This window comes from Yersinia enterocolitica subsp. enterocolitica (genome assembly GCF_901472495.1).
Classification (GTDB): Bacteria; Pseudomonadota; Gammaproteobacteria; order Enterobacterales; family Enterobacteriaceae; genus Yersinia; species Yersinia enterocolitica.
In genome coordinates this window covers 4,455,870-4,468,878 of the sequence record NZ_LR590469.1, presented here as the reverse complement: position 1 = coordinate 4,468,878, position 13,009 = coordinate 4,455,870, and the positions used below count along the sequence as shown (strand labels likewise).

Below are 13,009 nucleotides of genomic sequence, written 5' to 3'. Positions count from 1 at the left end.
CATGTGATGATTAAGCAATACCTGCAAGTAACTAAACCAGGAATTATTTTCGGCAATTTAATTTCTGTCGTTGGGGGATTTCTCCTCGCTTCCAAAGGCGTGATTGATTACCCACTTTTTCTCGCCACCCTGTTCGGTGTCTCGTTAGTTGTTGCCTCCGGGTGTGTATTTAACAACTATATCGACCGTGATATCGACCGCATCATGGAGAGAACGAAGAATCGTGTCCTGGTAAAAGGGCTTATCGATCCGAAAGTGAGCCTGATTTATGCTTCGATACTGGGTATTGCTGGCATGCTGCTGCTCTATGTTGGCGCTAACCCGTTAGCCATGTGGCTGGCTGTAATTGGTTTCGTGATTTATGTCGGGGTTTATAGCCTCTACATGAAGCGAAAATCCGTCTACGGCACATTGATTGGCAGCTTATCAGGTGCCGCACCTCCAGTGATTGGTTACTGTGCCGTTACCGGGCAGTTCGATATGGGTGCTTTGATCCTGTTGCTTATCTTCAGCCTGTGGCAAATGCCACACTCTTATGCCATCGCGATTTTCCGCTTTAAGGATTATCAAGCTGCCAACATTCCGGTTTTGCCGGTAATAAAAGGAATATCGGTCACCAAAAACCATATTACCCTTTATATCTTGGCATTTATGGTTGCCACCTTGATGCTGACCTTAAGTGGCTATGCCGGTTACAAATACCTGGTTGTCGCTGCTGCGGTAAGTGTCTGGTGGTTGGGTATGGCATTGCGCGGTTATAAAGCGACCAATGACAGCGTATGGGCGAGAAAACTATTTGTATTTTCTATCATTGCCATTACGTCATTGAGCGTCATGATGTCGGTTGATTTCAATGTTCCTTCCTCGGCTGGATTGCTGACTTACGTCGGATAACTTCAACCCTGTTGTGATAAAAATGGCTGGCGGGCTATTCCTACCAGCCATTTTTTATTTCTTCGCTACCCTACTGTTATCTAAAAACTCGCCTGTAATACATTCTAAACATCAATAGATTTACCCACTGGCCCTAACATCATTACAATGGCGCAGAATGTTTTTTTGAGGTGGTAATGAACGACAATAAAATGACCCCGCTAGAGCTCCGGGCAACCTGGGGGCTGGGTACGGTATTTTCTTTGCGCATGCTCGGCATGTTTATGGTTCTCCCCGTTCTCACCACTTATGGCATGGCGCTTTCCGGTGCCAGCGAAGCATTGATTGGTATCGCCATTGGCATTTACGGTCTGGCTCAGGCCATTTTTCAGATTCCATTTGGGCTGGTTTCTGATCGTATTGGCCGTAAGCCGCTGATCGTCGGTGGCCTACTGATATTTGCACTGGGAAGTGTGATTGCCGCACTAAGTGATTCTATCTGGGGCATCATTCTGGGTCGCGCGCTGCAAGGCTCTGGTGCCATTGCCGCCGCAGTCATGGCACTGCTGTCTGATTTAACTCGTGAGCAAAACCGCACCAAAGCAATGGCATTTATTGGTGTTAGCTTTGGTATTACTTTTGCCATCGCGATGGTGCTGGGGCCGATTGTCACTCACGCTTTTGGCTTGCATGCCCTGTTCTGGGCAATAGCGATACTGGCGCTATTAGGTATTGTTATTACATTAGCCGTGGTACCGGATGCCGATAGCCATGTGCTTAACCGCGAATCCAGTATCGTCAAAGGTAGCGTGAGCAAAGTACTCAATAACAGCCGGCTACTCAAACTCAATTTCGGCATCATGTGCTTGCACATCTTATTGATGTCGAGCTTCGTTGCTTTACCACAGATGATGGCCAGTGCAGGTTTAGCTCCAGCCCAACACTGGATTGTCTATCTGGTGACCATGTTGGTTTCCTTCGCCGCAGTCGTGCCGTTTATTATTTATGCTGAAGTCAAACGCCGGATGAAGCAGGTCTTTATGGGCTGTGTTGCTGTGCTGTTTGCCGCCGAAGTGGTGCTGTGGTCTGCCGGGCAACAGCTGTGGGTCATCATTGCCGGAGTGCAGTTATTCTTTATTGCTTTCAACGTGATGGAAGCCATATTGCCATCATTGATCAGTAAAGAATCGCCAGCAGGCTATAAAGGTACAGCTATGGGGATTTACTCCACCAGCCAGTTTATTGGTGTGGCTATTGGTGGCAGTTTAGGCGGATGGCTTTTTGGTATGGAAGGAGCAAGTATGGTATTTGCCGCTGGGGCTGTTATCGCGCTGGTGTGGTTTGGCGTGAGCGCCACGATGCAAGAGCCACCTTATGTCAGTAGCTTGCGAATTACCTTGTCCGAATTAGCGGTAAAAGACTCAGCCTTAGAAGAACGAATTAGAGCACAACCTGGTGTCACTGAAGCGGTAGTGGTGAGAGCCGAGCGCAGCGCTTATATCAAAGTGGATACCAAAAAAACCAATCGCCGCCAGCTAGAAGAATTGGTCAACGCGATATAAACAAAAGCAGGTACAAAAGTGATCGATACTTTTGTACCTAATTTAGCTAAATATTAGTCGCGGAAGTTATTGAACTGGAATGGCTGGCCCAAATCAGCACCACGAATTAATGCCATCACACTCTGCAAATCATCACGGGCTTTGCCGGTGACCCGAACTTGTTCGCCCTGAATTTGTGCCTGAACTTTCAGCTTGCTGTCTTTAATCAGCTTAACCAGCTTCTTCGCCTGCACACTTTCAATACCTTGCTTCAGCTTGGCCTCCACACTGTAGGTTTTGCCACTGCGATCCATTTCTTCCGGGATCTCCAGAGCCGCCCCTTCAATGCCACGCTTAGTCAGTTGAGCACGTAAAATATCCAACAGTTGCTCGACCTGAAAATCAGATTCACTGGCAACTTTGATACTTTCGTTCTTTTCATTTAACTCAAAACTCGCTGGAACATTACGAAAATCCCAACGGTTCGCCAGATCGCGGGTGGCGTTTTCAACTGCGTTACGCACTTCCTGCATATCAATTTCAGATACGATGTCGAAAGATGGCATATTCCCTCCTCCTGATAAGATGAATGGCGAGCATAATAACCGCTTTATCCCTACAGACAAAGCCAAGCCGCTGACAATTACTCAACTTACACTTTGTTCTTAGCAGAGCCAATATATAGCTAACTCTGCGTTTAAGGACCAAAAAGTCTATATCCCCGTCATACTTCTAGCTGCATGTGCGTTGGCCGCGCTCAATCACCCCAGTCACTTACTGATGTAAGATCTTGGGGGTTCACTCGCTTACCGCCTTCCTGCAACTCGAATTATTTAGGGTATAATCAAAGCATAACACTTAGAAACAAGCAGTATGCTTTCCGCCTACACCAAGGAGGTCTCAATGAAAATTACTGTGCTTGGTTGCGGAGCTCTCGGGCAGTTATGGTTATCAGCGCTCTACCAGCAGGGTCACGATGTGCAAGGCTGGCTTCGTGTGCCACAGCCCTTCTGTTCAGTTAATGTCATATTGTTAGGCGGCGAGGCATTCAATCAAAATCTCCCCACTAACGATCCTGAGCATTTGTCGAAAAGTGAACTATTACTGGTTTGCTTAAAAGCGTGGCAAGTTTCCAGCGCAATCATGGCCTTACTGCCTAAGCTTAATCCCGAATGTAAGATTTTACTGCTACATAATGGGATGGGTACGCAGGAAGAATTACCCCGAGATGAGCATCTCTTTCTCCACGGTGTGACCACCCATGCTGCGCGCCGTGATGGCAACACAATTGTCCATGTCGCCAGCGGTATCACCCATATTGGCCCGATGTCTCCTATTGCAACCGATATCAGTAACCTGGCAGATGTGTTACATCAGGCGTTGCCGGACGTGGCCTGGCACGATGATATCTCGGCGGCCTGCTGGCAGAAACTGGCAGTAAACTGCGTGATTAATCCGCTTACCGGCCTGTATAACTGCCGTAATGGTGATTTGCAGCGCTATCCAGAGCTGATTGAGCAGTTATGCGCTGAGGTCGCCAGTGTGATGGAGATGGAGGGCTATCATACCTCAACAGAAAGCCTGCTTAGCTACGTCAACAATGTTATTCAGAGTACCGCCGATAATATCTCGTCACTGCTACAGGATTTGCGTTGCCAGCGGCATACTGAGATTGACTACATCACCGGTTACTTACTGCGGCGCGCCAGGAATCACGGTATGACTCTGCCAGAGAATGCCCGGTTGTATGATTTAATTAAACGTAAGGAAAATGAGTATGAGCGTATCGGCGCTGGTTTGCCTGGCTCCTGGTAGTGAAGAAACCGAAGCCGTCACCACCATTGATATTCTGGTGCGCGCAGGGATTAATGTCACAACAGCCAGTGTCGCCAGTGACGGCGCATTGGAAATCGTCTGTTCACGCGGTGTCCGTTTACTGGCCGACACCCGCCTGGTGGATGTGGCCGATCAAAAGTTTGATGTGGTTGTCCTGCCAGGTGGCATTAAGGGAGCGGAATGTTTTCGCGACAGCCCATTATTAGTTGCTACTGTAGAGCAAACGCATAAGGAGGGTCGTTTGGTTGCCGCCATTTGCGCCGCCCCCGCTTTCGTGCTTGAGCATCACAAGTTATTCCCAGTGGGCAATATGACTGGTTTCCCGGCATTAAAAGACAAAATTGATTCAACAAAATGGATGGATCAACGTGTTGTTTATGATCGGCGAGTCAATCTGGTCACCAGCCAGGGGCCAGGAACATCCATCGATTTCGCGCTAAAGATTGTTTTTTTATTGCTCGGACGAGAAAAAGCAGAAGAGATCGCCTGGCAGTTGGTACTACCGCCAGGGATTTATAACTATACCCTTCGGACTTGAAGCCGCAGTAGCCGTTAACATCCTGCACGAGGCGTCGCGAGCAAAGTCAGTCTGGGTGCGCCCAGCGCACAGCCAACGGAGCGTACACGCAGTACGTGACGGCGGCGAGCACTGCGCAAGCCCAGAATGGCAAAGCGCAGTAGCCGTTAACATCCTGCAGGCGGCGTCGCGAGCAAAGTCAGTCTGGGTGCGCCCAGCGCACAGCCAACGGAGCGTACACGCAGTACGTGACGGCGGCGAGCACTGCGCAAGCCCAGAATGGCAAAGCGCAGTAGCCGTTAACATCCTGCACAAGGCGTCGCGAGCAAAGTCAGTCTGGGTGCGCCCAGCGCATAGCCAACGGAGCGTACACGCAGTACGTGACGGCGGCGAGCACTGCGCAAGCTCAGAATGGCAAAGCGCAGTAGCCGTTAACTTATCACCTTTAAGGGCGGTACACTTTTACATTGGTATACCCCTGCTCACGCAGATACAACGCCTGTAAACGGCTCATTACACCGCGGTCGCAATACAACAGATAGCTCTTGCTCTGATCCAAATCGGCAAATTGCGTACTCAGTTTATAAAACGGCAATGTACGGACTTCAATCCCGTCCAGCTTCAGTGGCTTTTCATCTTGCTCATCAGGAGCACGAATATCCAGCAGCACATCGGTATCCGCCAATTCAGCCACAGTTTCAACTTCAACCACCTGCTCACGACTTTGTTCGGCGATTTCACGGATATCGACGTTTTTGGCTTCGCTGACCACTCGATCCAAAATGGAGAAATCAAAGTGAGATTCTTCTTCTTCAATCTTGGCCTTAACTGCTTTCACTGTCGGGCTTTTTGAAATCACGCCGCAATATTCTGGCATGGTTTTAGCGAAATCTTCGGTACCGATTTCACGCGCCAGATTGATGATGTGCTCTTTATCATGAGAAATCAGCGGGCGCAAGATCAAGGTGTCAGAGGCATTATCAATTAAACGCAAATTGGTCAGTGTCTGGCTGGATACCTGTCCCAGTGCTTCACCGGTGACTAGCGCCTGCACGCCATAGCGCTCTGCCACCTGAGACGCTGCGCGCACCATCATACGTTTCAACACCACGCCCATCTGACCATCTTCGACTTTTTCGAGGATTTCGCCCACCACCGGTTCGAAATCAATGGCAACAAAACGCACCCGATGGGAGCTACCAAAACGATTCCACAGATAATGAGCCACTTGCTTCACCCCAATCTCATGGGCAGAGCCACCAAGATTGAAGAAACAATAATGCACGCGACAGCCACGACGCATCAGCATATAGCTGGACACACCGGAGTCAAAACCACCTGAAATCAGAGACAAAACATCTTCCTGCGTACCAATTGGGAAACCACCCAATCCTTCATGACGCGCCTTGATCAATGTCAGTTTGTCCTGATCAATTTCTAAATGAACGGTCACCTGAGGATGGGTCAGTTTAACTTTGGCACTTTCTATGTGTTGGTTCAGGCCACCACCGACATAGCGCTCGACATCCCCAGAGGAAAATTCATGTTTACCACGACGTTTTACCCGAACACAGAATGTTTTTCCGACCAGTGTTTCGCGATAAGCTTCCAGCGTTTGCTCAAAAATATTGTGCATATCGGTGTAGCTGCGATCTTCCACTTCAAGAATATGGTGAATCCCTGGGACACGAGTCAGGGCATCACAAATCTGTGGGCCAAGATTGTCATCTTTAGTGCGGATTTCAATATGATCCCAATGACGAACCACCGCGAGGGTATCGTCCTCAAGGTTTTTCAATACGTTGCGAATATTGGTGGTGAGGATCTTAATGAAGCGCAATCGCACAGATTGACTCTTGATGGTGATTTCTGGGAACAATTTAATGATAAACTTCATGGCGGTCTTTAGTTGTCTGGTTATGGAGTGATGGCGTCGCTATCAATAGCAACAGTCAAAGGTGTCAGCGAAAATATGCAAGCCGTGGAGTATATCACTATATGATGTGCGGCTGCGTACTAAAAACCAGACTTAAACGTCACGATTTCCCCTTCATTATCCGCTAGAATAGCCGGTAATAAGCTTTTGACCTGAAGAGTTGCTCTCTGTAAGCAGAAAAAAGACGTACGCGCCATCAAGGTTACGTTTCATAAAAAATATCGAGTCGAATAAAAACTATGCCGAAAAAAGCCGCATCACCTGAAACCAAAACCGCCAGTTTTGAGACATCGCTCAGCGAACTGGAACAAATCGTTACTCGCCTGGAGTCAGGTGAACTCCCGCTGGAAGAAGCGTTAAATGAATTTGAACGAGGCGTACAATTAGCGCGTCTTGGGCAGCAGACATTATTGCAAGCCGAACAGCGCGTTCAGGTTCTCCTGAGTGATGACGTTGATGCGCCACTCGCCCCTTTCACCCCCCCGGATGCTGAGTAGTCTTATGTCTAACACCCCCTCCTCAGTTGATTTTAATCAACAGCTTGCCGCACATCAGCAGCGAGTCAATCAGGCTCTGTTGGATTTCATTGCGCCGCTCCCTTTTGGTAATAGTGATCTGGTAGAGGCCATGCGCTATGGCGCTGTGCTGGGTGGTAAGCGGCTGCGCCCTTATCTGGTTTATGCCACCGGCCAAATGTTCGGTCTGTCACTGACCAGTCTGGATGCCCCTGCGGCGGCAATTGAATGTATCCATGCTTATTCATTAATTCATGATGATTTACCGGCGATGGATGATGATGATCTACGCCGTGGGCAACCGACTTGCCATGTGAAGTTTGGTGAAGCCAATGCCATTCTGGCCGGTGATGCCCTGCAAACGCTGGCATTTTCTATCCTGGCAGAAGCACCAATGCCCGATGTGGCTGATAAAGATCGGCTGTCGATGATTGCAGAATTAGCCCATGCCAGCGGTGTTGCCGGTATGTGCGGCGGCCAGGCATTGGATCTGGCAGCAGAATCCCGTCAGATAACACTGGATGATCTTGAGAAGATCCACCGTCATAAAACCGGTGCACTAATTCGTGCCGCAGTTCGTCTCGGTGCGCTGGCTGCTGGTGCCTCTGGGCGCGAAGCTCTGCCCTTACTTGACCGTTATGCAAATGCAATCGGTCTGGCCTTTCAAGTGCAAGACGATATTTTAGACGTTATCGGCGATACAGCTACAATTGGTAAACGCCAAGGTTCTGATCAGCAACACGGGAAAAGCACTTATCCGGCCCTTATGGGGCTAGATTGCGCCAAAGCCAAAGCTATCGATCTTTATCAGGAAGCAGTTAGCGCCCTGAATGCGCTGTCGGCGCAATCCTATAACACAGCGCCATTACAGGCGTTAGCCTGCTTTATTATTGAGCGTGATAACTAGAAATATGCTGGCAGTGAGTCAATGCCTACTTAACCTTTTGATATGAGCATCGAATGAGTCTTGATATAGCCAAATACCCGACATTGGCACTTGCAGAAAATCCCGAAGAACTGCGCATGTTGCCGAAAGAAAGTCTGCCGAAGTTATGTGATGAACTGCGGCAGTATTTGCTTGCCTCTGTCAGCCGATCCAGTGGGCATTTTGCCTCAGGGTTAGGTGTGGTCGAGTTGACTGTCGCGTTGCATTACGTCTACAACACGCCGTTTGATAGTTTGGTGTGGGACGTCGGCCATCAGGCTTATCCGCACAAAATATTGACGGGCCGCCGCGAACAAATAGGGACTATTCGCCAAAAAGATGGTTTGCATCCTTTCCCTTGGCGTGGCGAAAGTGAATATGACGTCCTTTCTGTCGGTCACTCCTCAACGTCCATCAGTGCTGGCTTAGGCATGGCGGTAGCTGCGGAGCGTGAAGGTAAAGGACGGCGTACCGTGTGTGTGATTGGTGATGGTGCTATCACGGCTGGTATGGCTTTTGAAGCCATGAATCATGCAGGCGATATTCACTCAGACATGTTGGTTATTCTTAACGATAACGAAATGTCTATCTCCGAAAACGTAGGCGGCCTGAATAACCATTTGGCGCAGTTATTATCTGGCAAACTCTACACCAGTCTACGTGAAGGTGGCAAAAAAGCATTTTCGGGTTTACCGCCGATTAAAGATTTGCTGAAACGTACCGAAGAACATCTGAAAGGCATGGTAGTACCCAGTACCTTATTTGAAGAGTTAGGCTTTAATTATATCGGCCCGGTTGATGGTCACGACGTGCAAGCGCTGACGCAAACATTGAAAAATATGCGTAGCCTGAAAGGCCCACAACTGTTGCATATCATGACCAAAAAGGGCAAAGGCTACGCACCGGCTGAAAAAGATCCCATCGGCTGGCACGCGGTACCAAAATTTGATCCGGCCTCCGGCACACTGCCAAAAAGCCAAGGCAATATACCCACCTACTCCAAGATTTTTGGTGAATGGTTATGTGAAACCGCCGCTAAAGACAGCCAGTTAATGGCCGTCACTCCCGCCATGCGCGAAGGCTCGGGGATGGTGCGCTTCTCGCGTGAATATCCACAACAGTATTTTGATGTAGCGATAGCTGAACAACATGCGGTGACCTTTGCCGCCGGTCTGGCTATCGGTGGCTACAAACCTATCGTTGCCATCTATTCGACTTTCCTGCAACGAGCCTATGACCAGTTGATCCACGATGTGGCCATCCAAAACCTGCCGGTACTGTTCGCTATTGACCGAGGTGGTTTGGTGGGTGCAGATGGTCAAACTCATCAGGGCGCATTCGATCTATCATTTATGCGTTGCATCCCTAACATGGCCATCATGACTCCAAGTGATGAGAACGAGTGCCGCCAGATGCTGCACACCGGCTATCACCACAACGGGCCAGCGGCGGTACGGTACCCGCGTGGCAATGGTACTGGTGCTGTGCTTGAACCATTGGCAATAATGCCGATTGGTAAAGGGATCGTGCGCCGCGAAGGTGAAAAAGTGGCCATTCTATGCTTTGGAACATTGCTCGCTCAGGCGCAAATCGTAGCCGACAATCTGAATGCCACACTGGTTGATATGCGTTTCGTTAAACCATTAGATGAAGAGTTAGTACTGGAGCTGGCTGCCAGCCACCAGATACTGGTTACCGTTGAAGAAAATGCCATTATGGGCGGCGCGGGCAGTGGTGTGAATGAGCTACTAATGGCAAAACGCCAGTTAGTGCCAGTATTAAATCTCGGCTTACCAGACCATTTTGTTCCACAAGGTGAACAGGATGAAATGCGCGCAGAATTTGGTTTGGATGCCGCGGGAATACAGAGTCAGATTGAAGCGTGGCTGGAGTAACTCAGACAGATAACACCGTGAGCCAAGGGCGGGCGCTCCGGCGGCTTTCGCCGCTACGACCCGAACGGAGTGTTTCCCTTGGTTAGGCTCTTAACTGCAATTTTAAAAATGACCACACATATACCCTATAGATTTCAAGGTGCAGGAAGGCGGTAAGTAAGCGCATCCCGATGAGCTGACATGAGTCAGTGATTCGGGTAAGAGAACGCAGCCAACACACCTGCAATTTGAAAGATAACCACACATATACCCTATAGATTTCAAGCTGCAGGAAGGCGGCAAGTCAGCGCATCCCGATGAGCTGACATGAGTCAGTGATTCGGGTAAGAGAACGCAGCCAACACACCTGCAATTTGAAAGATGACCACACATATACCCTATAGATTTCAAGGTGCAGGAAGGCGGCAAGTAAGTGCATCCCGATGAGCTGACATAAGTCAGTGATTCGGGTAAGAGAACGCAGCCAACACACCTGCAATTTGAAAGATGACGGGTATCAGTAGAACAAATCGATTGGCCAGTAGTGCCCCACGACAAAAATAATTGCCGCCGCAACCACCCCGGCGATAATGTCATCCACCATGATCCCCATGCCGCCGTGAACGTTACGATCAAACCAGCGGATCGGCCAAGGCTTCCAGATATCAAAAATGCGGAATGCCACAAAACCACCAGCGACCCATTGCCAATCATTGACCGGCAATGCCATCAAGGTAATCCACATTCCGACAAATTCATCCCAAACGATACTGCCGTGGTCATGAACTTGCATATCTTTGGCGGTGCGATGGCAGATATAGACACCAATACAGATGCTAAACATCACCGCCAGAGAATAGAGTTGCCAGGGTAACTGAATCAATAACAACCAGAAAGGAATGGCTGCAATTGATCCCATGGTGCCTGGTGCCCACGGCGATAATCCGCTGCCAAAACCGGTTGCCAATAAGTGCCACGGATTAGATAACCGCAGACGACGCTTGGCTTCATCCATGAGATTTACCTGCCGAGAAATGGTCGAAACCTCGTAAATTCATCTCAACCGCCTTACCTTCACGGAAGAATTTAACCCCTTCCGATTGTGGGCCAATCTGACCAATACAAGTATAGCTGGCCCCAGTGTGACTCAATGCAACCTTCAGTGCACCGCGGTTTATTTCCGGCACGGTAAAGCACAATTCATAGTCTTCACCACCGCTCAGCGCCCAGCGTAAAGCTTGTTCAGCATCTACCTGATTTTTGAGTGCATCCGAATAGGGCAAAGCATCCAATTCGATACGGGCACCGCAACCACTGGCTTTGAGGATATGTTGTAAGTCAGAAATCAAGCCATCGGAGATATCAATGGCAGAGCTGGCAAGGTCGCGCAAAGCCTGCCCCTGTAGGACTCGGGGTTGTGGCCGCAAATGGCGATGAATGAGCGCCTCTCTGTCAGCCTCATCATCAACCCGCAGCCCATTTTGCAAAATAGCCAAACCAGCTGCACTGTCACCCAAGGTACCTGTCACATAGATCCAGTCACCGATCCGAGCACCAGCCCGCTTCAATGCTCGCCCTTCTGGGACTAAACCTTGGATGGTTAACGTCAGACTCAATGGCCCACGGGTGGTGTCACCACCAATCAATTGCATGCCATAATAATTAAGCTGATCAAACAAGCTATCACTGAATGATTGCAGCCAGTCTTCATTGACATTAGGAAGGGTCAGTGCGAGAGATAACCAGGCAGGATCGGCACCCATAGCCGCTAAATCGCTAAGGTTTACCGCTAAAGATTTGTATCCGAGATCGGCCGGATCGATATCCGGAAGGAAATGAACACCAGACACCAGCGTATCTGTACTGATGGCCAACAGCTGTTTCTCTGCCACTGTAAGAAGTGCGCAGTCGTCTCCAATACCCAGTTCTACATCCCGGCGATTACTTCTGAACCGGTCAAAGTAGCGGGCAATGAGGTCAAATTCGCCACATGCCATAATACAATTCCAGAAATGTTAACTGATCAATAAATTAAGGCCGGAAACCGGCCCCAATTCAAGTCGTTAATGTAACGAGTTACTTTCGCTTACGTACCGTCGGAGCGACTTTATCCAGCACCCCGTTGACGAACTTATGGCTATCAGCAGCACCGAACGTTTTGGCAAGTTCAATCGCTTCATTGATCGCCACTTTATAAGGGACATCATCACGTTTGCTCAGTTCAAACAGCGCAATACGCAGAACGGCTCTTTCAACCTGACCTAATTCTTCGAGCTGGCGAGAAAGAACAGGCGCCATTAGCGCATCCAGAGATGCTGCGTTAACGGCAACCCCAGACAGCAATTCGCGAAAATAGGCGATGTCTACATCTTTGACATCCTGCTCAGACAGGAACTGTAATTCAACATCAGCGATGTCGTTTTTAGACAACTGCCAAGAGTAGAGCGCTTGAACAGCGCACTCACGAGCGCGGCGACGAGCAGCAGGTTTCACGGAATTCCCCTTAACTTAACTAAATTCAGCCTTTAATAGCTTTGATTACATTAATCATTTCAAGCGCGGTCAGGGCAGCTTCTGCACCTTTATTACCTGCTTTAGTACCGGCACGCTCAATTGCCTGCTCAATACTTTCTGTGGTCAGCACACCGAAAGCTACTGGAATATCGCTGTTCATAGCTACACTTGATAAGCCAGAACTCGCTTCACCAGCAACATATTCAAAGTGCGCAGTGCCCCCACGGATAACCGTACCCAGCGCAATCACCGCATCGTAACGATTTGTTTTTGCTAACACATTAGCAACCAGCGGCAATTCATAAGCACCCGGAACCCAAACAACAGTGATGTTGTCATCCGTTACCTGGCCAATGCGTTTCAGGGCATCAATGGCACCTTCCAGCAGGCTGTCGTTGATAAAGTTGTTAAAACGCGCGATTGCAATCGCCACGCGGGCATTAGGAGTAGCAACAACACCTTCGATAACGTTCATAGC

General features: G+C 49.2%; 13 protein-coding genes. 7 read left to right on the top strand and 6 right to left on the bottom strand.

Annotation, left to right across the window (positions count from 1 at the left end; all coding sequences use genetic code 11):
• The first annotated feature begins 6 nt into the window (after positions 1–6).
• Both cyoE and FGL26_RS20945 read left to right on the top strand, forming a co-directional pair.
• Positions 7–894: a heme o synthase gene (cyoE, locus tag FGL26_RS20950; protein ID WP_005163530.1), complete on the top strand. Its 888-nt coding sequence runs from the start codon at positions 7–9 to the stop codon at positions 892–894.
• 176 nt (positions 895–1,070) lie between these two features.
• Positions 1,071–2,435 (top strand): MFS transporter, encoded by a 1,365-nt coding sequence (locus FGL26_RS20945; RefSeq protein WP_032909246.1) that lies wholly within the window; start codon positions 1,071–1,073, stop codon positions 2,433–2,435.
• A 53-nt stretch (positions 2,436–2,488) separates the two neighbouring features.
• Here FGL26_RS20945 and FGL26_RS20940 read toward each other — a convergent pair whose 3' ends face one another.
• Positions 2,489–2,980: a YajQ family cyclic di-GMP-binding protein gene (locus tag FGL26_RS20940; protein ID WP_005167608.1), complete on the bottom strand. Its 492-nt coding sequence runs from the start codon at positions 2,978–2,980 to the stop codon at positions 2,489–2,491.
• 337 nt (positions 2,981–3,317) lie between these two features.
• On the opposite strand from FGL26_RS20940, the gene panE reads away from it, so the two are divergent.
• Together panE and yajL are read left to right on the top strand one after the other, a co-directional pair.
• Positions 3,318–4,229, top strand: a complete 912-nt coding sequence (gene panE / locus FGL26_RS20930; RefSeq protein ID WP_005167606.1) for a 2-dehydropantoate 2-reductase — start codon at positions 3,318–3,320, stop codon at positions 4,227–4,229.
• Positions 4,192–4,788 (top strand): protein deglycase YajL, encoded by a 597-nt coding sequence (gene yajL, locus FGL26_RS20925; RefSeq protein WP_005167603.1) that lies wholly within the window; start codon positions 4,192–4,194, stop codon positions 4,786–4,788. The genes panE and yajL overlap by 38 nt, the downstream gene beginning before the upstream one ends.
• Positions 4,789–5,212: 424 nt before the next feature.
• Here yajL and thiI read toward each other — a convergent pair whose 3' ends face one another.
• The gene (gene thiI, locus FGL26_RS20915) at positions 5,213–6,664 is read right to left on the bottom strand and encodes a tRNA uracil 4-sulfurtransferase ThiI (protein ID WP_005163544.1); all 1,452 of its coding nucleotides are present in this window, start codon (positions 6,662–6,664) and stop codon (positions 5,213–5,215) included.
• Positions 6,665–6,942: 278 nt separating this feature from the next.
• Here thiI and xseB point away from each other — a divergent pair, with 278 nt between their 5' ends.
• Genes xseB through dxs form a run of 3 tightly spaced genes read left to right on the top strand, consistent with a single transcriptional unit; the run spans position 6,943 to position 10,038 of the window.
• Positions 6,943–7,200, top strand: a complete 258-nt coding sequence (gene xseB, locus FGL26_RS20910; RefSeq protein WP_005167601.1) for an exodeoxyribonuclease VII small subunit — start codon at positions 6,943–6,945, stop codon at positions 7,198–7,200.
• 4 nt (positions 7,201–7,204) lie between these two features.
• Entirely contained in the window at positions 7,205–8,125 is a 921-nt protein-coding gene (ispA, locus tag FGL26_RS20905) for a (2E,6E)-farnesyl diphosphate synthase (RefSeq protein ID WP_005167598.1), read from the top strand.
• A gap of 53 nt (positions 8,126–8,178) precedes the next feature.
• Positions 8,179–10,038 carry a 1-deoxy-D-xylulose-5-phosphate synthase gene (dxs, locus tag FGL26_RS20900; RefSeq protein ID WP_005167595.1) on the top strand — a complete coding sequence of 620 codons (1,860 nt, stop codon included), beginning with the start codon at positions 8,179–8,181 and terminating at the stop codon, positions 10,036–10,038.
• A gap of 496 nt (positions 10,039–10,534) precedes the next feature.
• On the opposite strand, the gene pgpA is transcribed toward dxs, so the two are convergent.
• The 4 genes from pgpA to ribH all read right to left on the bottom strand — a co-directional run bounded on the left by pgpA (position 10,535) and on the right by ribH (position 13,006).
• Positions 10,535–11,032 carry a phosphatidylglycerophosphatase A gene (gene pgpA, locus FGL26_RS20895; RefSeq protein WP_005167592.1) on the bottom strand — a complete coding sequence of 166 codons (498 nt, stop codon included), beginning with the start codon at positions 11,030–11,032 and terminating at the stop codon, positions 10,535–10,537.
• Complete coding sequence (gene thiL / locus FGL26_RS20890) at positions 11,025–12,014, bottom strand: thiamine-phosphate kinase (protein ID WP_005167590.1); 990 nt, start codon at positions 12,012–12,014, stop codon at positions 11,025–11,027. Before thiL ends, pgpA begins: the two co-directional genes overlap by 8 nt.
• Before the next feature lie 79 nt (positions 12,015–12,093).
• Positions 12,094–12,510 carry a transcription antitermination factor NusB gene (gene nusB, locus FGL26_RS20885; RefSeq protein WP_005166503.1) on the bottom strand — a complete coding sequence of 139 codons (417 nt, stop codon included), beginning with the start codon at positions 12,508–12,510 and terminating at the stop codon, positions 12,094–12,096.
• A gap of 25 nt (positions 12,511–12,535) precedes the next feature.
• Positions 12,536–13,006, bottom strand: a complete 471-nt coding sequence (gene ribH / locus FGL26_RS20880; RefSeq protein WP_005166502.1) for a 6,7-dimethyl-8-ribityllumazine synthase — start codon at positions 13,004–13,006, stop codon at positions 12,536–12,538.
• Positions 13,007–13,009: the final 3 nt, after the last annotated feature.

What these genes read in the sequence shown, in the direction of transcription:
- xseB (WP_005167601.1), top strand. Translation starts at nt 6,943, where the DNA reads ATGCCGAAAAAAGCCGCATCACCTGAAACCAAAACCGCCAGTTTTGAG.
- thiL (WP_005167590.1), bottom strand. Translation starts at nt 12,014, where the DNA reads ATGGCATGTGGCGAATTTGACCTCATTGCCCGCTACTTTGACCGGTTC.
- FGL26_RS20940 (WP_005167608.1), bottom strand. Translation starts at nt 2,980, where the DNA reads ATGCCATCTTTCGACATCGTATCTGAAATTGATATGCAGGAAGTGCGT.
- dxs (WP_005167595.1), top strand. Translation starts at nt 8,179, where the DNA reads ATGAGTCTTGATATAGCCAAATACCCGACATTGGCACTTGCAGAAAAT.
- thiI (WP_005163544.1), bottom strand. Translation starts at nt 6,664, where the DNA reads ATGAAGTTTATCATTAAATTGTTCCCAGAAATCACCATCAAGAGTCAA.
- yajL (WP_005167603.1), top strand. Translation starts at nt 4,192, where the DNA reads ATGAGCGTATCGGCGCTGGTTTGCCTGGCTCCTGGTAGTGAAGAAACC.
- ispA (WP_005167598.1), top strand. Translation starts at nt 7,205, where the DNA reads ATGTCTAACACCCCCTCCTCAGTTGATTTTAATCAACAGCTTGCCGCA.
- panE (WP_005167606.1), top strand. Translation starts at nt 3,318, where the DNA reads ATGAAAATTACTGTGCTTGGTTGCGGAGCTCTCGGGCAGTTATGGTTA.
- ribH (WP_005166502.1), bottom strand. Translation starts at nt 13,006, where the DNA reads ATGAACGTTATCGAAGGTGTTGTTGCTACTCCTAATGCCCGCGTGGCG.
- pgpA (WP_005167592.1), bottom strand. Translation starts at nt 11,032, where the DNA reads ATGGATGAAGCCAAGCGTCGTCTGCGGTTATCTAATCCGTGGCACTTA.
- cyoE (WP_005163530.1), top strand. Translation starts at nt 7, where the DNA reads ATGATTAAGCAATACCTGCAAGTAACTAAACCAGGAATTATTTTCGGC.
- FGL26_RS20945 (WP_032909246.1), top strand. Translation starts at nt 1,071, where the DNA reads ATGAACGACAATAAAATGACCCCGCTAGAGCTCCGGGCAACCTGGGGG.